Raw genomic sequence first — 13,961 nt, 5'->3', positions numbered from 1 at the left:
AGCTTATGATAAAGGCTTTATGAATTACTATTAATAAGATATGATTCAATTATACAACATCATTTCTAGTTTTTCCATACTTTATACCGTAGTAATTTACGGTTATATGGGAAATATATTCCTATTATATATATGGAAATTAATAATCTCGCTTAATTATACTTCTAGCACTTATATATTATTCTACACAATCTATAAAAATCCTTTTTTTCAATTCACAGCTCACAATTTACAGTTCACAACTTTCATGGATTAAATTTTCTAAAAAGTTTAAATTTCAAATATAAATAAACATAATCATTTACTATACAAATGATTATGTTTATGAGAAAATGACTATATTAAAGATATGATTGTTAATAGATTAAAGAGGTAATTATATGAACTGTGTTTTATGTAAGTCAAATTTAGTTCAAGGCAAAGTTAATCATATTGTAGACTTGGATGGACATATTATTATAATTAAAGGAGTCCCAGCAAACATTTGTAAACAATGTGGAGAATATTTTATTGAAAATGATATAGCATTGAAATTAGAAAAAATAGTTGAAGAAGTTATGAAAAATAAAGTTGAAATATTCGTTGTAAACTATTCTGAAGTAGCAGCTTAAAAAATTCAAAGTTCAAATAGCAAAGAACAGATAAAGATGATTTCCCTTGTACCTCAGAAAATCTATAATTTTAATATTTTCTGACGTTAGGAAGAAAATTATCATTATTTGATATTTGAACTTTGTTCTTTGTTCTTTGTTCTTAACTAAAAAAGAGCCCAAAGGCTCTTTTTTACTCTATTCCTATGATTTGCAAATCATCTGTGCTTTGAAGGGTACTTTGTATGTCCTGGGAAACAGATGATGTTCCACCAACTATTACTACATTTGAGTCATCCTTAGCATTTGCAAATATATAGCTGTTGGCATTTATTACCTGTTCCTGCCCTGCTCCTGAGCCTGTCAAAACCAGTGGTGAACCAGTTTTTGCTGCTGCAGCGGATGCTACAAGTGCATCTGCAAATTGATCTTGTGCTGCTCCACCTGCTGCTACATATATAGTACCGAAATCCAAACCGCCATTATTTTTAAAGTAATTCAAAACAGCTAAGTTTGTAGCAAATCTATTGGAACAATCTGCATCACTTGTAACTTTAGTTCCACCTACGGAAGCTACTACATCTTGCGGTAAAACTCCACTTCCACCTACTGCTTGTATAGTTAATCCTTTGGAAGTTATTACATCTTTAACTATAGGTGCTACTTGAGTTTTAGATGCAAACAATACAGGATATCCCTTTTGAGCTGCAATTGAAGCTACTGAAAGTGAATCTGCATATCCATCCTGTCCATTTACCAGTATTGCATTTTTCTGATTGCTCATACTAAGAACTTTTTTGGCAACTTCCGCATTAGTTCCCATTCTAGTACTGTCTGTAACACCAGATATACGTTCTACGTCATATTTATCTTTTAAAGTGTTCTCTATATCTGTAGATACAACTCCTGTACCTCCAACTATATATACCTTTGTTGCTCCCAAACTACTTATAGTTGAAGCAACTTCAGATTCTAAATCGTCTCCATGAGTTAAAAGTATTGGGGCATTAAGCTGCTTTGCCAGAGGCGTAGCACTTACTGCATCTGCATATCCGTATCCATTTACCAATATTACATTTTGAGATTTACTAAACAAATCCAAAGCTACTTGATTGGCTGTGCCTATTCTTCCCCCAGCCCCACCATCTGTTCTTTTCACTGTAGCAGCTTGTACATTTGCAGCTCCTAAAGTAACTGATAATACAAGGGCAGTCAATATAGGGCTTAAAAACCTTCTCTTTTTCAACATTAGTTTACCTCTCCTTCAATTAATTATTAACATATATAAATTAATTATTAACACATATAAATTAATTATATAACAATAGCAGCTTTTTTTATAGACAATATAAATTTTTTTTGCAAATAGATTACTATTTCGAAATACTGGTTGTAACTTTTTAGTATCTTTTTAAATACACTAATATTGTAAGCAAAGTATACGAGGTGAAATCATGGCATTTTCATATAGAGAACTGCTGGCCAGAATTATAAAATGTGAAGCAGGCGGTGAAGGAGAAAATGGTATGAAAGCAGTGGCAACTACCATTATGAATAGAGTTAGAGTACCCTATGGAGAATATCAGAGACTAGGTCAAGGTGACCTTAGAAAAGTGCTTTATCAAAAAGGGCAATTTGACTGTATGCGTACTGAAATAGGGGGCGTTCCCAATCCTCAAAATATCTGGTCAATGGTACCTGAACAAATACACTATGACATAGCAGACTGGGCACTTGCAGGTAACAGATTATTTACTATAGGCTACTCTCTCTGGTACTTCAATCCCTTTGCCCCATGTCCGTGGACTTTCCCTTACACTGGCACAGGAAGTTTTCAAGTGAAAGTAGCAAATCACTGCTTTTATAATCCAACAGAACTATATGCTAAAACTTGATTATTAATAAATATGGAGGTATCTTAATGATTTCAAATTATCCCAATTACTTTAGAACTATGCCCATGACTCCTGAACCTGAACCAGAAATGCCTGAATTTGACTCCAGTGATGAAATACGCCAAACGCCAATACCATCTCATCCACCAATGCCATCCCCTAATCCTTTTGAAATGGCTCCAGGTTCTCCAGTACAACAAGACACAAATTACACTCAAGGTTACTTAAAAACCCAAATAGGTAAAAGAGTAAGAGTAACTTTCCTTTTGGGTACAGGAACACTCCAAGATCGTACTGGAATATTGGATAGTGTGGGAATTAGCTATATAATAATAAGAAATGAAGAGACAAGTACAAGAGAGCTGGCAGACATATATTCTGTAAAATTTGTGACCATTTTTGACTAGCTTCTTCAATACACAATTCATAACTGGCAATTTTTAGTGTAAAAAATAAAGAGTTCCTTTCATAGGATCTCTTTATTTTTCATCATCAATTTCTTCTATTTCAAATTTATCAAATTCAACTTCATCTATAAAATTATCAGAATTAAAAGACGTCTTACTTCTCCTATTATATTCTTCCAAGTTAGCAGGAAGCCAGTAAGGCTTTTCTATGTCAAATTTTCTGCACAATTCCAGAATACAACTTTTTAAATCTTCCTGATAATTTTCTCCGTCCTCTGATACAACTACTTCATCTTTTATTATTTTATTGTGCTTAACTAACTTTCCCCATATTTTCAGCATTCGACACACCCTTTATCAATTCACAATTCACAGTTCACAATTGACATTTTTTTAATTTTCGTGTTTCAATTGTTAACTGTTTTTTTCATAAGATTCTATAAATGAATGTTTTTCTCCATCTTTTTCCCAACCTAATATAGAATCTATATTTACATTTTCAGTGGCATGGAAAATTAATTTATCTATATCCTTATTAAAATCCTTTTTCAACTTCTTTATCATATCCTTAATTTCATAACGCTTGTTTCCTATTCTTTTTGCTGCAACCATACAGGCACAATTGAGAGGCCATATGCCACTTGATTGTATGAAACGCTCAATGTAAGATTCTTCTACATAATAAAGAGGTCTTATAAGTTCTATTCCTTCATAATTTTGAGATCTTAGCTTTGGCATCATGGTTTTAAAGCTTCCCGAATAAAATATATTTAAAAGAGTTGTTTCTATAACGTCATTAAAGTGATGTCCAAGTGCAAGCTTATTGCAGCCAAGTTCTTTTGCTTTAGAATACAGTGCCCCCCTACGCATTTTTGCACACATATAACAAGGATAATCTTTTGCAATATTATCTACCACATTAAATATGCCGGACTCAAAAATGTGCACTGGAATATTTAAATACTCACAATTACTAATTAAAAGCTTTTTTATATCTTCATGATATCCTGGGTCCATAGCAATAAATTCTAAATCAAAATTTACTTTCCAATGCTTTTGAAGTTCCTGGAACAATTTAGCCATAGTCAAACTGTCTTTTCCACCAGACACTGCTACCGCAACCTTATCTCCTTCTTCTACCAGTTTAAACTCACTTATTGCCCTTACAAATTTAGACCATATATGTTTTCTATATCTTTTTGTAATACTATGTTCTATCTCTTTTAAGGGCTTTCTTTCATTAAAAGGAACTAATATGTCACATCCAGTTCCTGCAATTTCATCCATACTATCACCGCCTTTTTTACCACAACAATTATAACATTTATACTTTGTAAAATAAACATTTCTATAGTGTGGAATCAAAAGCCTCATTGTGAAATTTTAGGACATATATCTGAAAACTCTATGCTGAGCTGTTCATCCATATTTTCACTGCAAATTACTTTATTGAATTTTTCTTCTATAACTTTAACAGGAAGCTTTACAGTAAATGTACTTCCCTGTCCTACAGTACTTTTTACACTAACTTTACCTCCGTGCATCTCAGCGAAACATTTTACAAGATAAAGTCCTATACCATTTCCCACTTTGCCATTTACGGGTGATTTATCACACTGCTTGAATTTCTCAAATATAAATTTAAACTTGTCCTCAGGTATTCCTATACCTGTATCTTTGACACTTATATATACATTATCGTCTTTATCTTCAACCCCTATACATATAGTTCCTTTTTCAGGTGTAAATTTAATTGCATTTGAAAGCAAATTTAGAACAATTCTCTCCATTTTATTGTAATCTAAAGCCATAATCTTCTCTTCTACATTGGTATCGAAAATCAAATTTATGCCTTTTCCTTTAACATAAGGAATTAAAGATAACGTAATATCTTCAACAAAACTTACAATATTTCTGTTGTGCAACTCCAATTTGACAAATCCTGAATCCAATTTGCTTAAATCCTGTAAGTTATTTATAAGCCGCATAAGTCTATAACAATTTTGCTTGATTATTTTAAGATACTGACTCTGCTTCTCTAAAGTTTCTTCATTTTTATATTCCGTACACAATGACATTACCTGTGCTGCAGAAAAAATAACATTTAAAGGTGTCTTAAGTTCATGAAATAAGCCATATATAAACTGCAAAATTTTTTTATTGAGTTCCTGACCTTCATTTAATTTCTCACTATTTTTTTTTGCATCATTTTTAAGTTCCTCTATTTCTCTTTCCAAGCTTAGAGTATAGTTCATCATAATTAAATTTTTTAGCTCATTTTCATTAATTCCATCGTCTTTATTAAAATTCTTCATAAATCTCCACCCATTTCCATATCATTAATAATCCCATTTTATTACACTAAATTTGCTAAATGTATATATAAATTATATTAACAATTATTGTACTATATGAACGTTTATGAGAGACTATTTTTAATTATAGTAGAAAAAATACCATTTATGCTAATTATATCACCTATAAAATTAAAAAGAAATAACTTAATCGGAAAATTTATGTAATTTTTTATTTTTTATGTATTAATTTTACATAAATGAAAAATAAGTAAATTATTTATAAATAAAATCAGCTCCACCTCTTTTGAAGTAGAACTGACTTCTTTTTGCATTTAAATTTTAAATTTCTGAACTAATTCGTTTAAGTTCTGAGCTATCTCCGCTTGATTTTGTGCTGTAGTAGCTATCTGAGTTACAGCTTTTACATTTTCCTCAATGCTCTGCTGTATGGAATTTGAACTTTCCGAAGACCTTTGTGCACCAGATGCTACACTTTGTGCCGTTTCATTTACCTGCCCTATAATGGTAGTGAGCTGCTCAGACATCGCAGCTATTTCTTCCGACATCTTACTTACAAATTCAGAATCATCATAATATTGCTTTCCCATATCACCAAATGCTTTAAATTCTGGATTTACCTTTTCATTGATAAATGCCAGTACCTGCTGGCCACTTTCAGAAAGGTTTTTAAATGCATCCTGTACTTTTACAATAGTTTCTTGAATACCTGCAACTGATTCTGCAGATTGTTCTGCAAGTTCTCTTACTTCTTCTGCCACTACTGCAAAACCTTTTCCATGCTCACCTGCACTGGCTGCCTCTATGGCTGCATTAAGTGCAAGTAAATTAGTTTGATCAGCTATTCCTGCAATAGTTTCCGCCATCTCTCTTATTTCTTCTACTACTTTTCCGTCTTCAATAGCTTTTATCATATTCTCTCTTTTTTGCTCATATAATTTCTGTGTTGTTTCTATAGCTGTTTTTCCTTTACTTTGTACAGCAATAGCATTTTTTTTGGATTCATTGGCTTTACCACTTCCATCTACAGCTTTTGCAGACAATTCATTTACACTCGAATCTACTTCTTCTACAGATGCAGTTATCTCTTCAAATGCCGCACTTGTTTCCTCTACATTGCTTACTACAACTTTCACTGAATTATCCATATCTTCAGACTTCGCTGAAAGCTCTTCTGCAGTTGCAGATAATTCTTCACTAGAACTGCTCATTTCATCAGAGCTTGCCATAATTGTTCTAATTAAATCAGTTATATTCTTTTGACCTTTGTTAAGTGCTAAGGCAGCTTCTCCCAATTCATCTTCTCTAGACATTTCTATAGGTGAAGAAAAATCAAATTCAGCAAATTCATTTGCAAATTTTTTAATTTTTAAAATTGGGTTATTAATATCTTTTGCAACAATAAGCCCAAGTAAAATAGAACAAACTATACTTATAATTATTCCAATAACCATAATATTAAAGGAAGACTTATACTGGCTTATACTGTCCTTATAATCGGCTTCAGCGGTTTTCATGTTTAAATCTATGTCTTTATCAAGTGCTGTAAACATCTTTACCCTATAAGCTTCAGACTTAACAAATTGCTCTTTTGCAGCTTCATAATTTCCCTGCTGAACTAAACTAATAACATTTTCACGAGAATTTCTCCAACTTTCTAAATTTTGTTCAAATTGTGCAAACAGCTGCTTATCTTCATCACTTTTGATAGTAGCTTTATAATCTGATATTATTTTATTATTTTTATCTTTTAAACTACTAATTTCATTTGTTACAACTTTTAAGTCACTCTTATTTGCGGGATCAGTAATTATAAGCATATCACCTCTAATTGCCATTAAATTTGTCTTTAATTGTTGAAGGTCGTTTGTCCCCTTTAAATCTACATTATATATATTGTTCAAATTTCCATTTATTTTTCCCATCTTGATAATAGAGATCATTCCAACTATTCCTGTAAGCACTGATACTATAATAAATGATGTCAGCAGTTTTTTTAGAATTTTTATGTTCGAAAACCATTTCATATAATAACCCTCCTATTCATGTGTGTGAATAATATTATTCATCTGATTATATTATAGTATATCGACACTTTTTACAATAAATTTATATTAAAATAAAGGGACTGCACCTACTTTGTTTCCTTTATTTCATATTAATTGTACACTTCTTAATTTTAACCATTTAATTTGCAAATAAAAGAGCCTACGGCTACTTTTGAAAGTAGCTGTAGGCTCTTTTATTTGTTGACTCAACTTTTTTAGTTAATAGTTAATGTGGATTTTTTGCGGCAGCTAAAAAATCATCCTTCACTATTAATTTTTAATTATTAGTTCTTAACTTGCGAAGCTTTACCTATATTAAATCAAAATTTTACATGTGCAAAAGTTGTTACTTACTATTTAATTTGCGAAAAGCTTGTGGTTCCTCGTTTTGAACAACACTGTGAAATCTTCCATAAGTAAAGTACACCACTATACCTATAACAAGCCATACGCAAAATCCTATCCAGGTTATTGCACGCATAGATACCAAAAGAGCCAAACAACACAATATAGTTACTATAGGTGTAAAAGGTACTCCCGGGCATTTAAATCTTCTTTCAATTTCCGGCATAGCCTTTCTAAGATATATAACTCCAGCAGATACAACCATAAAACTTAATAGTGTACCTATACTTACAAATTCCATAATAATATCAAGAGGTAAGAAGCCTGCTATAGCAGCAGCTATACTACCTGCTATTATTGTGGCAATGTATGGAGTTTTATGGGTTTTGTGTATCTTACAAAAACCCTCAGGAATTAACCCATCTCTAGACATAGCCATAAATACCCTAACTTGTCCATATAAAACAGCAATCATGGTGGAAATCATTCCAAGAATAGCCCCAACTCCTACAAGAGCTGAGCCCCAGTTTATTCCGATTCTTTGGAGTGCAGCAGGCAGGGCATTTTCTGAAATTATCTCTTTATAAGGTACAATTCCCGTAAGCACTGCTGCTACTGAAACATAAAGGAAACAAACAACCATAAGACATAGTATAATTCCCCTTGATACACCTTTTTTAGGATCTTCAGCTTCTTCTGCAGATGTAGCAATTGCATCAAATCCTAAAAAAGAGAAAAATACTGTACTTGCTCCTGTAAAAACGCCCTTCCAGCTATAAGGCATGAAAGGTTTATAATTAGCTATATGTATGTGTGATAATCCTAAAACAATAAAAAGAAGTATTATAAATATTTTCACACCGACAATAATATCATTTACTTTTGCACTTTCACTCATTCCATAACATAGTAGTCCTGTTAAAATTAATATTATAAGAACAGCCGGCAGATCTATTATCCCACCTTTAGATGGAGATGCACTAATTACCTGAGGAAGTGTAATTCCCACAGATTGCAAAATGCCTCTAAAGGTTCCAGACCATCCAGATGCAACTGCACTAGCTGCAACTGAATATTCAGCAGTTAAACACCATCCAATAATCATTGCCACAAATTCTCCAAATGCTATATAAGCATAAGAATAGGTACTTCCTGCTACTGGAAACATAGTTACAAGTTCACAATAGCACAGGCCGCATAGGCAAGCCACTATACCAGCTAAAATAAATGAAAGTATAATTGCAGGTCCAGCTGCATGAGCTCCTTCACCAGTTGCTACAAAAATTCCAACTCCAACAACAGCTCCAATTCCAAGTGCTGCTATATCTCTTGCTTTAAGATTTCTCTTTAAATCTGTTTTTTTTACACTATCCATCAATTGATCAATAGGTTTCTTTTTAAAAATATTCATAAGTTTCCTCATCCTTGTGCATTTAAAATGCAATATAAATAGGTATTAAAATTTAATTATGCGCTATGGGAGCTTTCGTCCAAATTTTCATTTTGAACAACACTATGGGTTCTTCCATAAATAAAGTAAAACACTATACCTATAGCAAGCCATACACAAAATCCTATCCAGGTTATTGCACGCATTGATGCCAAAAGTACAATGCAGCACAATACAGTTATTACTGGTGTAAAAGGCACTCCCGGGCATTTAAACTTTCTTTCTATATCAGGCATTGCCTTTCTCAAATAAATAACACCTATAGATACAACTGCAAAACTCAGTAATGTACCTATACTCAAAAACTCTACAATAATATCAAGAGGTAAGAGCCCAGCTATTATGGCAGCTATAACACCTGTTAGTATAGTAGAAATATATGGAGTTTTATGTACGCTGTGGATTTTTGAAAATGCTTTAGGAAGTAATCCATCTCTAGACATAACCATAAATATTCTAATCTGACCATAAAGCATAGCTATCATAGTGGAAATCATTCCAAGAATAGCTCCAACACCTACAAGTGCTGATCCCCAGTTAATGCCAACCCTTGCAAGTGCAGCAGGCACAGCATTTTCTGAAACTATTTCCTTAAACGGAACCATTCCAGTAAGTACAACTGCAACGGAAATATACAGTATACTAACTACTATAAGACACATTATAATTCCACGTGATACATCTTTTTTAGGGTTTCTAGCTTCCTCTGCTGCAGTTGAAATAGAATCAAATCCTATATATGAGAAGAAGACTGTACTTGCCCCTGTAAAAACCCCTTTCCATCCAAAAGGCATAAAAGGTGTATAATTAGATGGCTTTATATGAGATACTCCAAGAAAAATAAATAAGAGTATTACAAATACTTTCACACCAACGATAATATTATTAACTTTTGCACTTTCCTGCATTCCATAGTACAAAAGACAAGCTAATACTAATATTATAAAAACAGCTGGCAAATCTATTATTCCGCCCTTGGCTGGAGATGCACTAATAGCATGAGGCAGTGTAACCCCTACATTTTGCAAAATACCTCTAAAAGTTCCAGACCATCCAGATGCAACTGCACTAACTGCAACTAAATATTCAGCAGTTAAACACCATCCAATAATCATTGCCACAAATTCTCCAAATGCTATATAAGCATAAGAATAGGTACTTCCTGCTACTGGAAACATGGTAGCAAGTTCACAATAACATAAGCCACAAAGACAAGCTACTATTCCACATAAGAAAAATGAAAGTATGATTCCTGGACCAGCTGCATGAGCTCCCTCACCAGTTGCTACAAAAATTCCAACTCCAACAACAGCCCCAATTCCTAAAGCCGCTATATCTGTTGCTTTAAGATTCTTCTTCAAACCTGTCTTTTTTACACTATCTCTAAGTTGTTCAAGCGACTTTTTCTTAAAAATGTTCATAAAATGCCCCCTTTATTAATGTTTAAAGTATCAATGAATCTTACTTAGTGGGAGGTTGTTTCTCCCACTAAGTTTAGATGAATTATCTAGGGGCGTAGCTACTGTTAGCTCCCACTTTGATAGAAGTTTGAGCGTTACAGTAGATAGCCGTCAGATAAATTTCATTTATTTTTATGAAATGCATAAAAATATACCATATTGCAAAAGGGCATGCAGTTGGTGTAATTACTCAAACCTACATGCCCTTATATAATTTATACATTATTCATTATACCTTATAAAATGCCTAATTTCAATATAAAATGCATATTATTACAATAAAGTATTCATTTTTAAAACAATGTATTTTAAATAAATACATTGTTTTATTCATATTTATTTAAAATACATTATAAAAAATCATTTTAAATATAAAAGATTGCAGTTAATCAATTTTAACTGCAATCTCTCTCATTTTCTACTTATCTTTTAATATATTCTATCCATTTCAAACCTTTTCTTTCTTCTTCTAATATTTGTACAAACTTATCTAGAAGTCCCATGTTTTTAAGTTTTCTAAAAAAGGACTTAGGATAAGGTATATATTCTTCATAACTTTTTCTCGGGTCTATCATCATGAGCGTACCATCTTCTTGAACAAATAGGTGTGGAAATCTAACTTCTAATTTAGTAAATCCTAATTTTTTCATATGATCAACTAAATCTACTACTTTTAGTACAAAGGATCTGCTCAATCCATATTTTTTTATATAATCATACACATTCATCCCACCTACATATTCTCTTATCATATAATGATCTCCCAATTTATAAGCCTTAGGAAAATGGGGACTTCCTTCTACAGATTTTAATATATCAAATTCAGCTTTGCAGCTAGTTGAACTTTTAAATATTTTAAGAACTTTTCCATCTGGCATAAGATAAACTCTGCCGCTGTGGCCTTGTCCTAAATATTTACAATCTTTTAATTCAATATCATGGACTTTAGAATGAGAATATTCTTTTTTCAAAATAACACCTCCTTTGTTTTTATGTAGCATAAAAACAAAGGGCTTCAACTACGAATTAAAAGTTTGTATACTATATAGTATTAAAAATATTCAATTCTGCTACATCATTTCTATCATGCTTTCTCAAGATTTTTTGGTATCTCAGGTTCATAAGCTTCTGGATCTGCCTTTATCATAAAAATTGCAGTTACAAGAGAAAATATTAGTACTATGGTAAGGAGTATATAATAGTAAGGAAATTTATCTAGAACAAATCCATATATAATTGCCCCTAAAGGAATAGCTCCCTGACAAAATACACCTAGTATTGCAAAAAACCTTGAACGCATTTCATTTGGAACCATCTTTTGTAAATTTACATTCATAGGAGTATTGATTCCTGAATTAGATAAACCTATTAAAAATGTTACAATGCCCAAAATTGCAAATAACTTTAAACCGTGTCCTCCAAAATATCTTACTGAAGCTGGATACAAGGAAAATGCAAATATGAAAAATACACCTGCTTCAAATATAAGTGCCCTCTTTATAATTGTCTTTGTACTAAATTTATTTAAGTAAGTTCCAAGGGCTATATTTCCTAAAAGTATACCTAAAGTAAAGAACGAAATTAAATACCCATACTGCTGTGAACCAAATCCTATACATTTTTTCAATACAAAAGGGAGTACTATATCTGCAAAAGGAGCTACAAGTAAATTAGCTACCATAAAAAATATAGTTAACTGCATTAAAGCTCTACTTTTCCTTATAAAGCCTATTACTTCTCCATTTTCTGTAAAGAAAGATTTTACAGTTATTTTGCCCTTTTCTATATCTATATTTTTATAAATTATGAGCATAGAGCATACTGCTGATATTATAAAAGACAGCCCATTTATGCAAAATACTGTCTTCATACCAACAAGCCCATATATTACACCTCCAAGAGCAGGTCCTATAATCATAGAAATTGCATCACTTCCTCCTCTTAAGGAAGTTGCTTTCATAAGTTCATCTTCACAAACAAGCTCTGGAAGAATTGCCGTAGACGAAGCCAAAAATATTCCATCCATAATTGAAATGAAGGCCTGTAGTAAAAACAGCATATAGATACTTAAATTTTTTTCAGCAACTAAAATTCCTAAAGCTAATACTAAAATTCCTCTTCCAAAGTCCGCTAGTACCATAATATTTTTTCTATTTTTTCTATCCCCTAAAATACCTGCAAAAGGTAAAGTTATAACATTAGGAATAAAGTTAACTGCTGAAAATATACCCATCATAATTCCGGAATGAGTTATATCCAATATATACAGAGGTATTGCTACTTGTTGTATTCCCGTTCCAATATAAGATATAAACCTTCCAAGCATATAAAATAGTAAATTTCTATTATTTTTCATTTCTATCGCCTACTTAATTAATATAATATTTAAAATATTGTGAACTTTATCTATACAATTATGGTAACATGGCTTCCGTCTCTGGATTCTACCTCAACAAGTTTTAATCCTCTGTATTCTTTTAAAATGTCCATACACTTTGAAAGTTTCTTAAAATCAATGATATTTACATATCTTTTATCCTTCTCAGGAATATACTTTTGTATAAAGGAAGATCCTGCAATAGAAAGCCCAAACTTTAGAAACACTATAGGGCAAGGTATTACAAATCTAATTTTACCTGACTTAATGTGAACTCTCATAAATTTTCTCCTTTACTCTATGCTAACTTCCACTACGTCTCCATTTGCACTTTTTACATCTACTATCTTTCCTGAAAGTCCATTGTCTATTGCTTCTGCAATAACATTCAAATCCAAATTTTCCATACATTTTGCATTTTCTGGTATAGGAATTTTTCCTATAGTTTTAAGCATGGTCTTTACAAATTTAACAGGTAAATTCACATTTACATTATCTCCGTCATGAGAAATAACCTTTATTTTAAGCATTTTATTTATGATATCAGCATCATTTGGAATATTGCTGCAGACATCCAGAGAAGTATTCTTATCATTTAGTGCCTCAATAAGCTCCTGAGCTTTGTCAGAGGTAATTTTTCCTTCTTCCACCATTTTCAAAATCTTTAATATTTCCTCATTCATTTTTTATTTCTCCTTTTCAATATATTTATTCATTTAACATTTTAATAGCCTGATCTGCAGTTATTTCACCTTTATCAAGCATATCTACTACTTTCTTTTTATCCACAGTGTTGGTTTTTGCCACATTATATCCAAGTGCTGTTATAACCTCATCTAGCTTTGCCCTCACAGTAGGGTAGGATATTCCTAGTTCTTTTTCTACATCCTTTATGTTCCCTCTGTTTTTCAAGAAAACTTCTATAAATTTCAGTTGGCTGTCTGTAAGATATTCAAACTTTGACATTTCAAAATCATTTTCAATTACAGTATTACATTTAGGGCATTTTATCTTTGAAATTAAAAGTTTAGAAGAACAAACAGGACATTTGCTAATAATTTTATATGTCAAATT

Annotated in this window: 15 protein-coding genes; 3 read left to right on the top strand and 12 right to left on the bottom strand. The window is 31.9% G+C overall.

The features are described from left to right. Nucleotides 1–380: 380 nt before the first annotated feature. A complete protein-coding gene (locus tag CLAU_RS12535; RefSeq protein ID WP_023162694.1) occupies nucleotides 381–611 on the top strand; it encodes a type II toxin-antitoxin system MqsA family antitoxin in 231 nt (76 codons plus the stop codon). 172 nt (nucleotides 612–783) lie between these two features. Here the strand turns inward: CLAU_RS12535 and CLAU_RS12530 are convergent, their stop codons facing one another. Next, a complete protein-coding gene (locus CLAU_RS12530; protein WP_023162693.1) occupies nucleotides 784–1,839 on the bottom strand; it encodes a cell wall-binding repeat-containing protein in 1,056 nt (351 codons plus the stop codon). A 205-nt stretch (nucleotides 1,840–2,044) separates the two neighbouring features. Between CLAU_RS12530 and CLAU_RS12525 the strand changes: the two genes are divergently transcribed. Continuing rightward, nucleotides 2,045–2,485 carry a cell wall hydrolase gene (locus CLAU_RS12525; RefSeq protein WP_023162692.1) on the top strand — a complete coding sequence of 147 codons (441 nt, stop codon included), beginning with the start codon at nucleotides 2,045–2,047 and terminating at the stop codon, nucleotides 2,483–2,485. 26 nt (nucleotides 2,486–2,511) lie between these two features. Continuing rightward, the gene (locus tag CLAU_RS12520; RefSeq protein ID WP_023162691.1) at nucleotides 2,512–2,892 is read left to right on the top strand and encodes a hypothetical protein; all 381 of its coding nucleotides are present in this window, start codon (nucleotides 2,512–2,514) and stop codon (nucleotides 2,890–2,892) included. A gap of 72 nt (nucleotides 2,893–2,964) precedes the next feature. On the opposite strand, the gene CLAU_RS12515 is transcribed toward CLAU_RS12520, so the two are convergent. The 11 genes from CLAU_RS12515 to CLAU_RS12465 form a co-directional block, all read right to left on the bottom strand. Then, entirely contained in the window at nucleotides 2,965–3,234 is a 270-nt protein-coding gene (locus CLAU_RS12515; RefSeq protein ID WP_023162690.1) for a hypothetical protein, read from the bottom strand. A 72-nt stretch (nucleotides 3,235–3,306) separates the two neighbouring features. Then, nucleotides 3,307–4,179 carry a tRNA 2-thiocytidine biosynthesis TtcA family protein gene (locus CLAU_RS12510; protein ID WP_029170187.1) on the bottom strand — a complete coding sequence of 291 codons (873 nt, stop codon included), beginning with the start codon at nucleotides 4,177–4,179 and terminating at the stop codon, nucleotides 3,307–3,309. Between the two features lie 83 nt (nucleotides 4,180–4,262). Beyond that, a complete protein-coding gene (locus CLAU_RS12505; RefSeq protein WP_023162688.1) occupies nucleotides 4,263–5,207 on the bottom strand; it encodes a sensor histidine kinase in 945 nt (314 codons plus the stop codon). A 314-nt stretch (nucleotides 5,208–5,521) separates the two neighbouring features. Next, nucleotides 5,522–7,234 (bottom strand): methyl-accepting chemotaxis protein, encoded by a 1,713-nt coding sequence (locus CLAU_RS12500; RefSeq protein ID WP_023162687.1) that lies wholly within the window; start codon nucleotides 7,232–7,234, stop codon nucleotides 5,522–5,524. A gap of 367 nt (nucleotides 7,235–7,601) precedes the next feature. Then, complete coding sequence (locus CLAU_RS12495) at nucleotides 7,602–9,011, bottom strand: amino acid permease (RefSeq protein ID WP_023162686.1); 1,410 nt, start codon at nucleotides 9,009–9,011, stop codon at nucleotides 7,602–7,604. Between the two features lie 56 nt (nucleotides 9,012–9,067). Further along, the gene (locus CLAU_RS12490; RefSeq protein WP_013237157.1) at nucleotides 9,068–10,471 is read right to left on the bottom strand and encodes an amino acid permease; all 1,404 of its coding nucleotides are present in this window, start codon (nucleotides 10,469–10,471) and stop codon (nucleotides 9,068–9,070) included. A 461-nt stretch (nucleotides 10,472–10,932) separates the two neighbouring features. Continuing rightward, the gene (locus tag CLAU_RS12485; protein ID WP_023162685.1) at nucleotides 10,933–11,481 is read right to left on the bottom strand and encodes a hypothetical protein; all 549 of its coding nucleotides are present in this window, start codon (nucleotides 11,479–11,481) and stop codon (nucleotides 10,933–10,935) included. 113 nt (nucleotides 11,482–11,594) lie between these two features. Further along, the gene (locus tag CLAU_RS12480; RefSeq protein ID WP_023162684.1) at nucleotides 11,595–12,866 is read right to left on the bottom strand and encodes an MFS transporter; all 1,272 of its coding nucleotides are present in this window, start codon (nucleotides 12,864–12,866) and stop codon (nucleotides 11,595–11,597) included. A gap of 50 nt (nucleotides 12,867–12,916) precedes the next feature. Then, nucleotides 12,917–13,168 (bottom strand): hypothetical protein, encoded by a 252-nt coding sequence (locus CLAU_RS12475; protein WP_023162683.1) that lies wholly within the window; start codon nucleotides 13,166–13,168, stop codon nucleotides 12,917–12,919. Between the two features lie 12 nt (nucleotides 13,169–13,180). Continuing rightward, the gene (locus CLAU_RS12470; protein ID WP_023162682.1) at nucleotides 13,181–13,570 is read right to left on the bottom strand and encodes an SHOCT-like domain-containing protein; all 390 of its coding nucleotides are present in this window, start codon (nucleotides 13,568–13,570) and stop codon (nucleotides 13,181–13,183) included. Nucleotides 13,571–13,595: 25 nt separating this feature from the next. Beyond that, nucleotides 13,596–13,958: a DUF2089 domain-containing protein gene (locus CLAU_RS12465; RefSeq protein WP_013237152.1), complete on the bottom strand. Its 363-nt coding sequence runs from the start codon at nucleotides 13,956–13,958 to the stop codon at nucleotides 13,596–13,598. Nucleotides 13,959–13,961 lie beyond the last annotated feature (3 nt).

Source organism: Clostridium autoethanogenum DSM 10061, assembly GCF_001484725.1.
Taxonomy (GTDB): Bacteria; Bacillota; Clostridia; order Clostridiales; family Clostridiaceae; genus Clostridium_B; species Clostridium_B ljungdahlii.
Note: the sequence above shows the minus strand (reverse complement) of the source record. Positions and strands in the feature narration are given on the sequence as shown.

Excerpts from the sequence above, each read along its gene's own strand:
- CLAU_RS12515 (WP_023162690.1), bottom strand. The coding sequence starts at position 3,234 with ATGCTGAAAATATGGGGAAAGTTAGTTAAGCACAATAAAATAATAAAA.
- CLAU_RS12530 (WP_023162693.1), bottom strand. The coding sequence starts at position 1,839 with ATGTTGAAAAAGAGAAGGTTTTTAAGCCCTATATTGACTGCCCTTGTA.
- CLAU_RS12535 (WP_023162694.1), top strand. The coding sequence starts at position 381 with ATGAACTGTGTTTTATGTAAGTCAAATTTAGTTCAAGGCAAAGTTAAT.
- CLAU_RS12480 (WP_023162684.1), bottom strand. The coding sequence starts at position 12,866 with ATGAAAAATAATAGAAATTTACTATTTTATATGCTTGGAAGGTTTATA.
- CLAU_RS12475 (WP_023162683.1), bottom strand. The coding sequence starts at position 13,168 with ATGAGAGTTCACATTAAGTCAGGTAAAATTAGATTTGTAATACCTTGC.
- CLAU_RS12495 (WP_023162686.1), bottom strand. The coding sequence starts at position 9,011 with ATGAATATTTTTAAAAAGAAACCTATTGATCAATTGATGGATAGTGTA.
- CLAU_RS12500 (WP_023162687.1), bottom strand. The coding sequence starts at position 7,234 with ATGAAATGGTTTTCGAACATAAAAATTCTAAAAAAACTGCTGACATCA.
- CLAU_RS12490 (WP_013237157.1), bottom strand. The coding sequence starts at position 10,471 with ATGAACATTTTTAAGAAAAAGTCGCTTGAACAACTTAGAGATAGTGTA.
- CLAU_RS12505 (WP_023162688.1), bottom strand. The coding sequence starts at position 5,207 with ATGAAGAATTTTAATAAAGACGATGGAATTAATGAAAATGAGCTAAAA.
- CLAU_RS12510 (WP_029170187.1), bottom strand. The coding sequence starts at position 4,179 with ATGGATGAAATTGCAGGAACTGGATGTGACATATTAGTTCCTTTTAAT.
- CLAU_RS12525 (WP_023162692.1), top strand. The coding sequence starts at position 2,045 with ATGGCATTTTCATATAGAGAACTGCTGGCCAGAATTATAAAATGTGAA.
- CLAU_RS12520 (WP_023162691.1), top strand. The coding sequence starts at position 2,512 with ATGATTTCAAATTATCCCAATTACTTTAGAACTATGCCCATGACTCCT.
- CLAU_RS12470 (WP_023162682.1), bottom strand. The coding sequence starts at position 13,570 with ATGAATGAGGAAATATTAAAGATTTTGAAAATGGTGGAAGAAGGAAAA.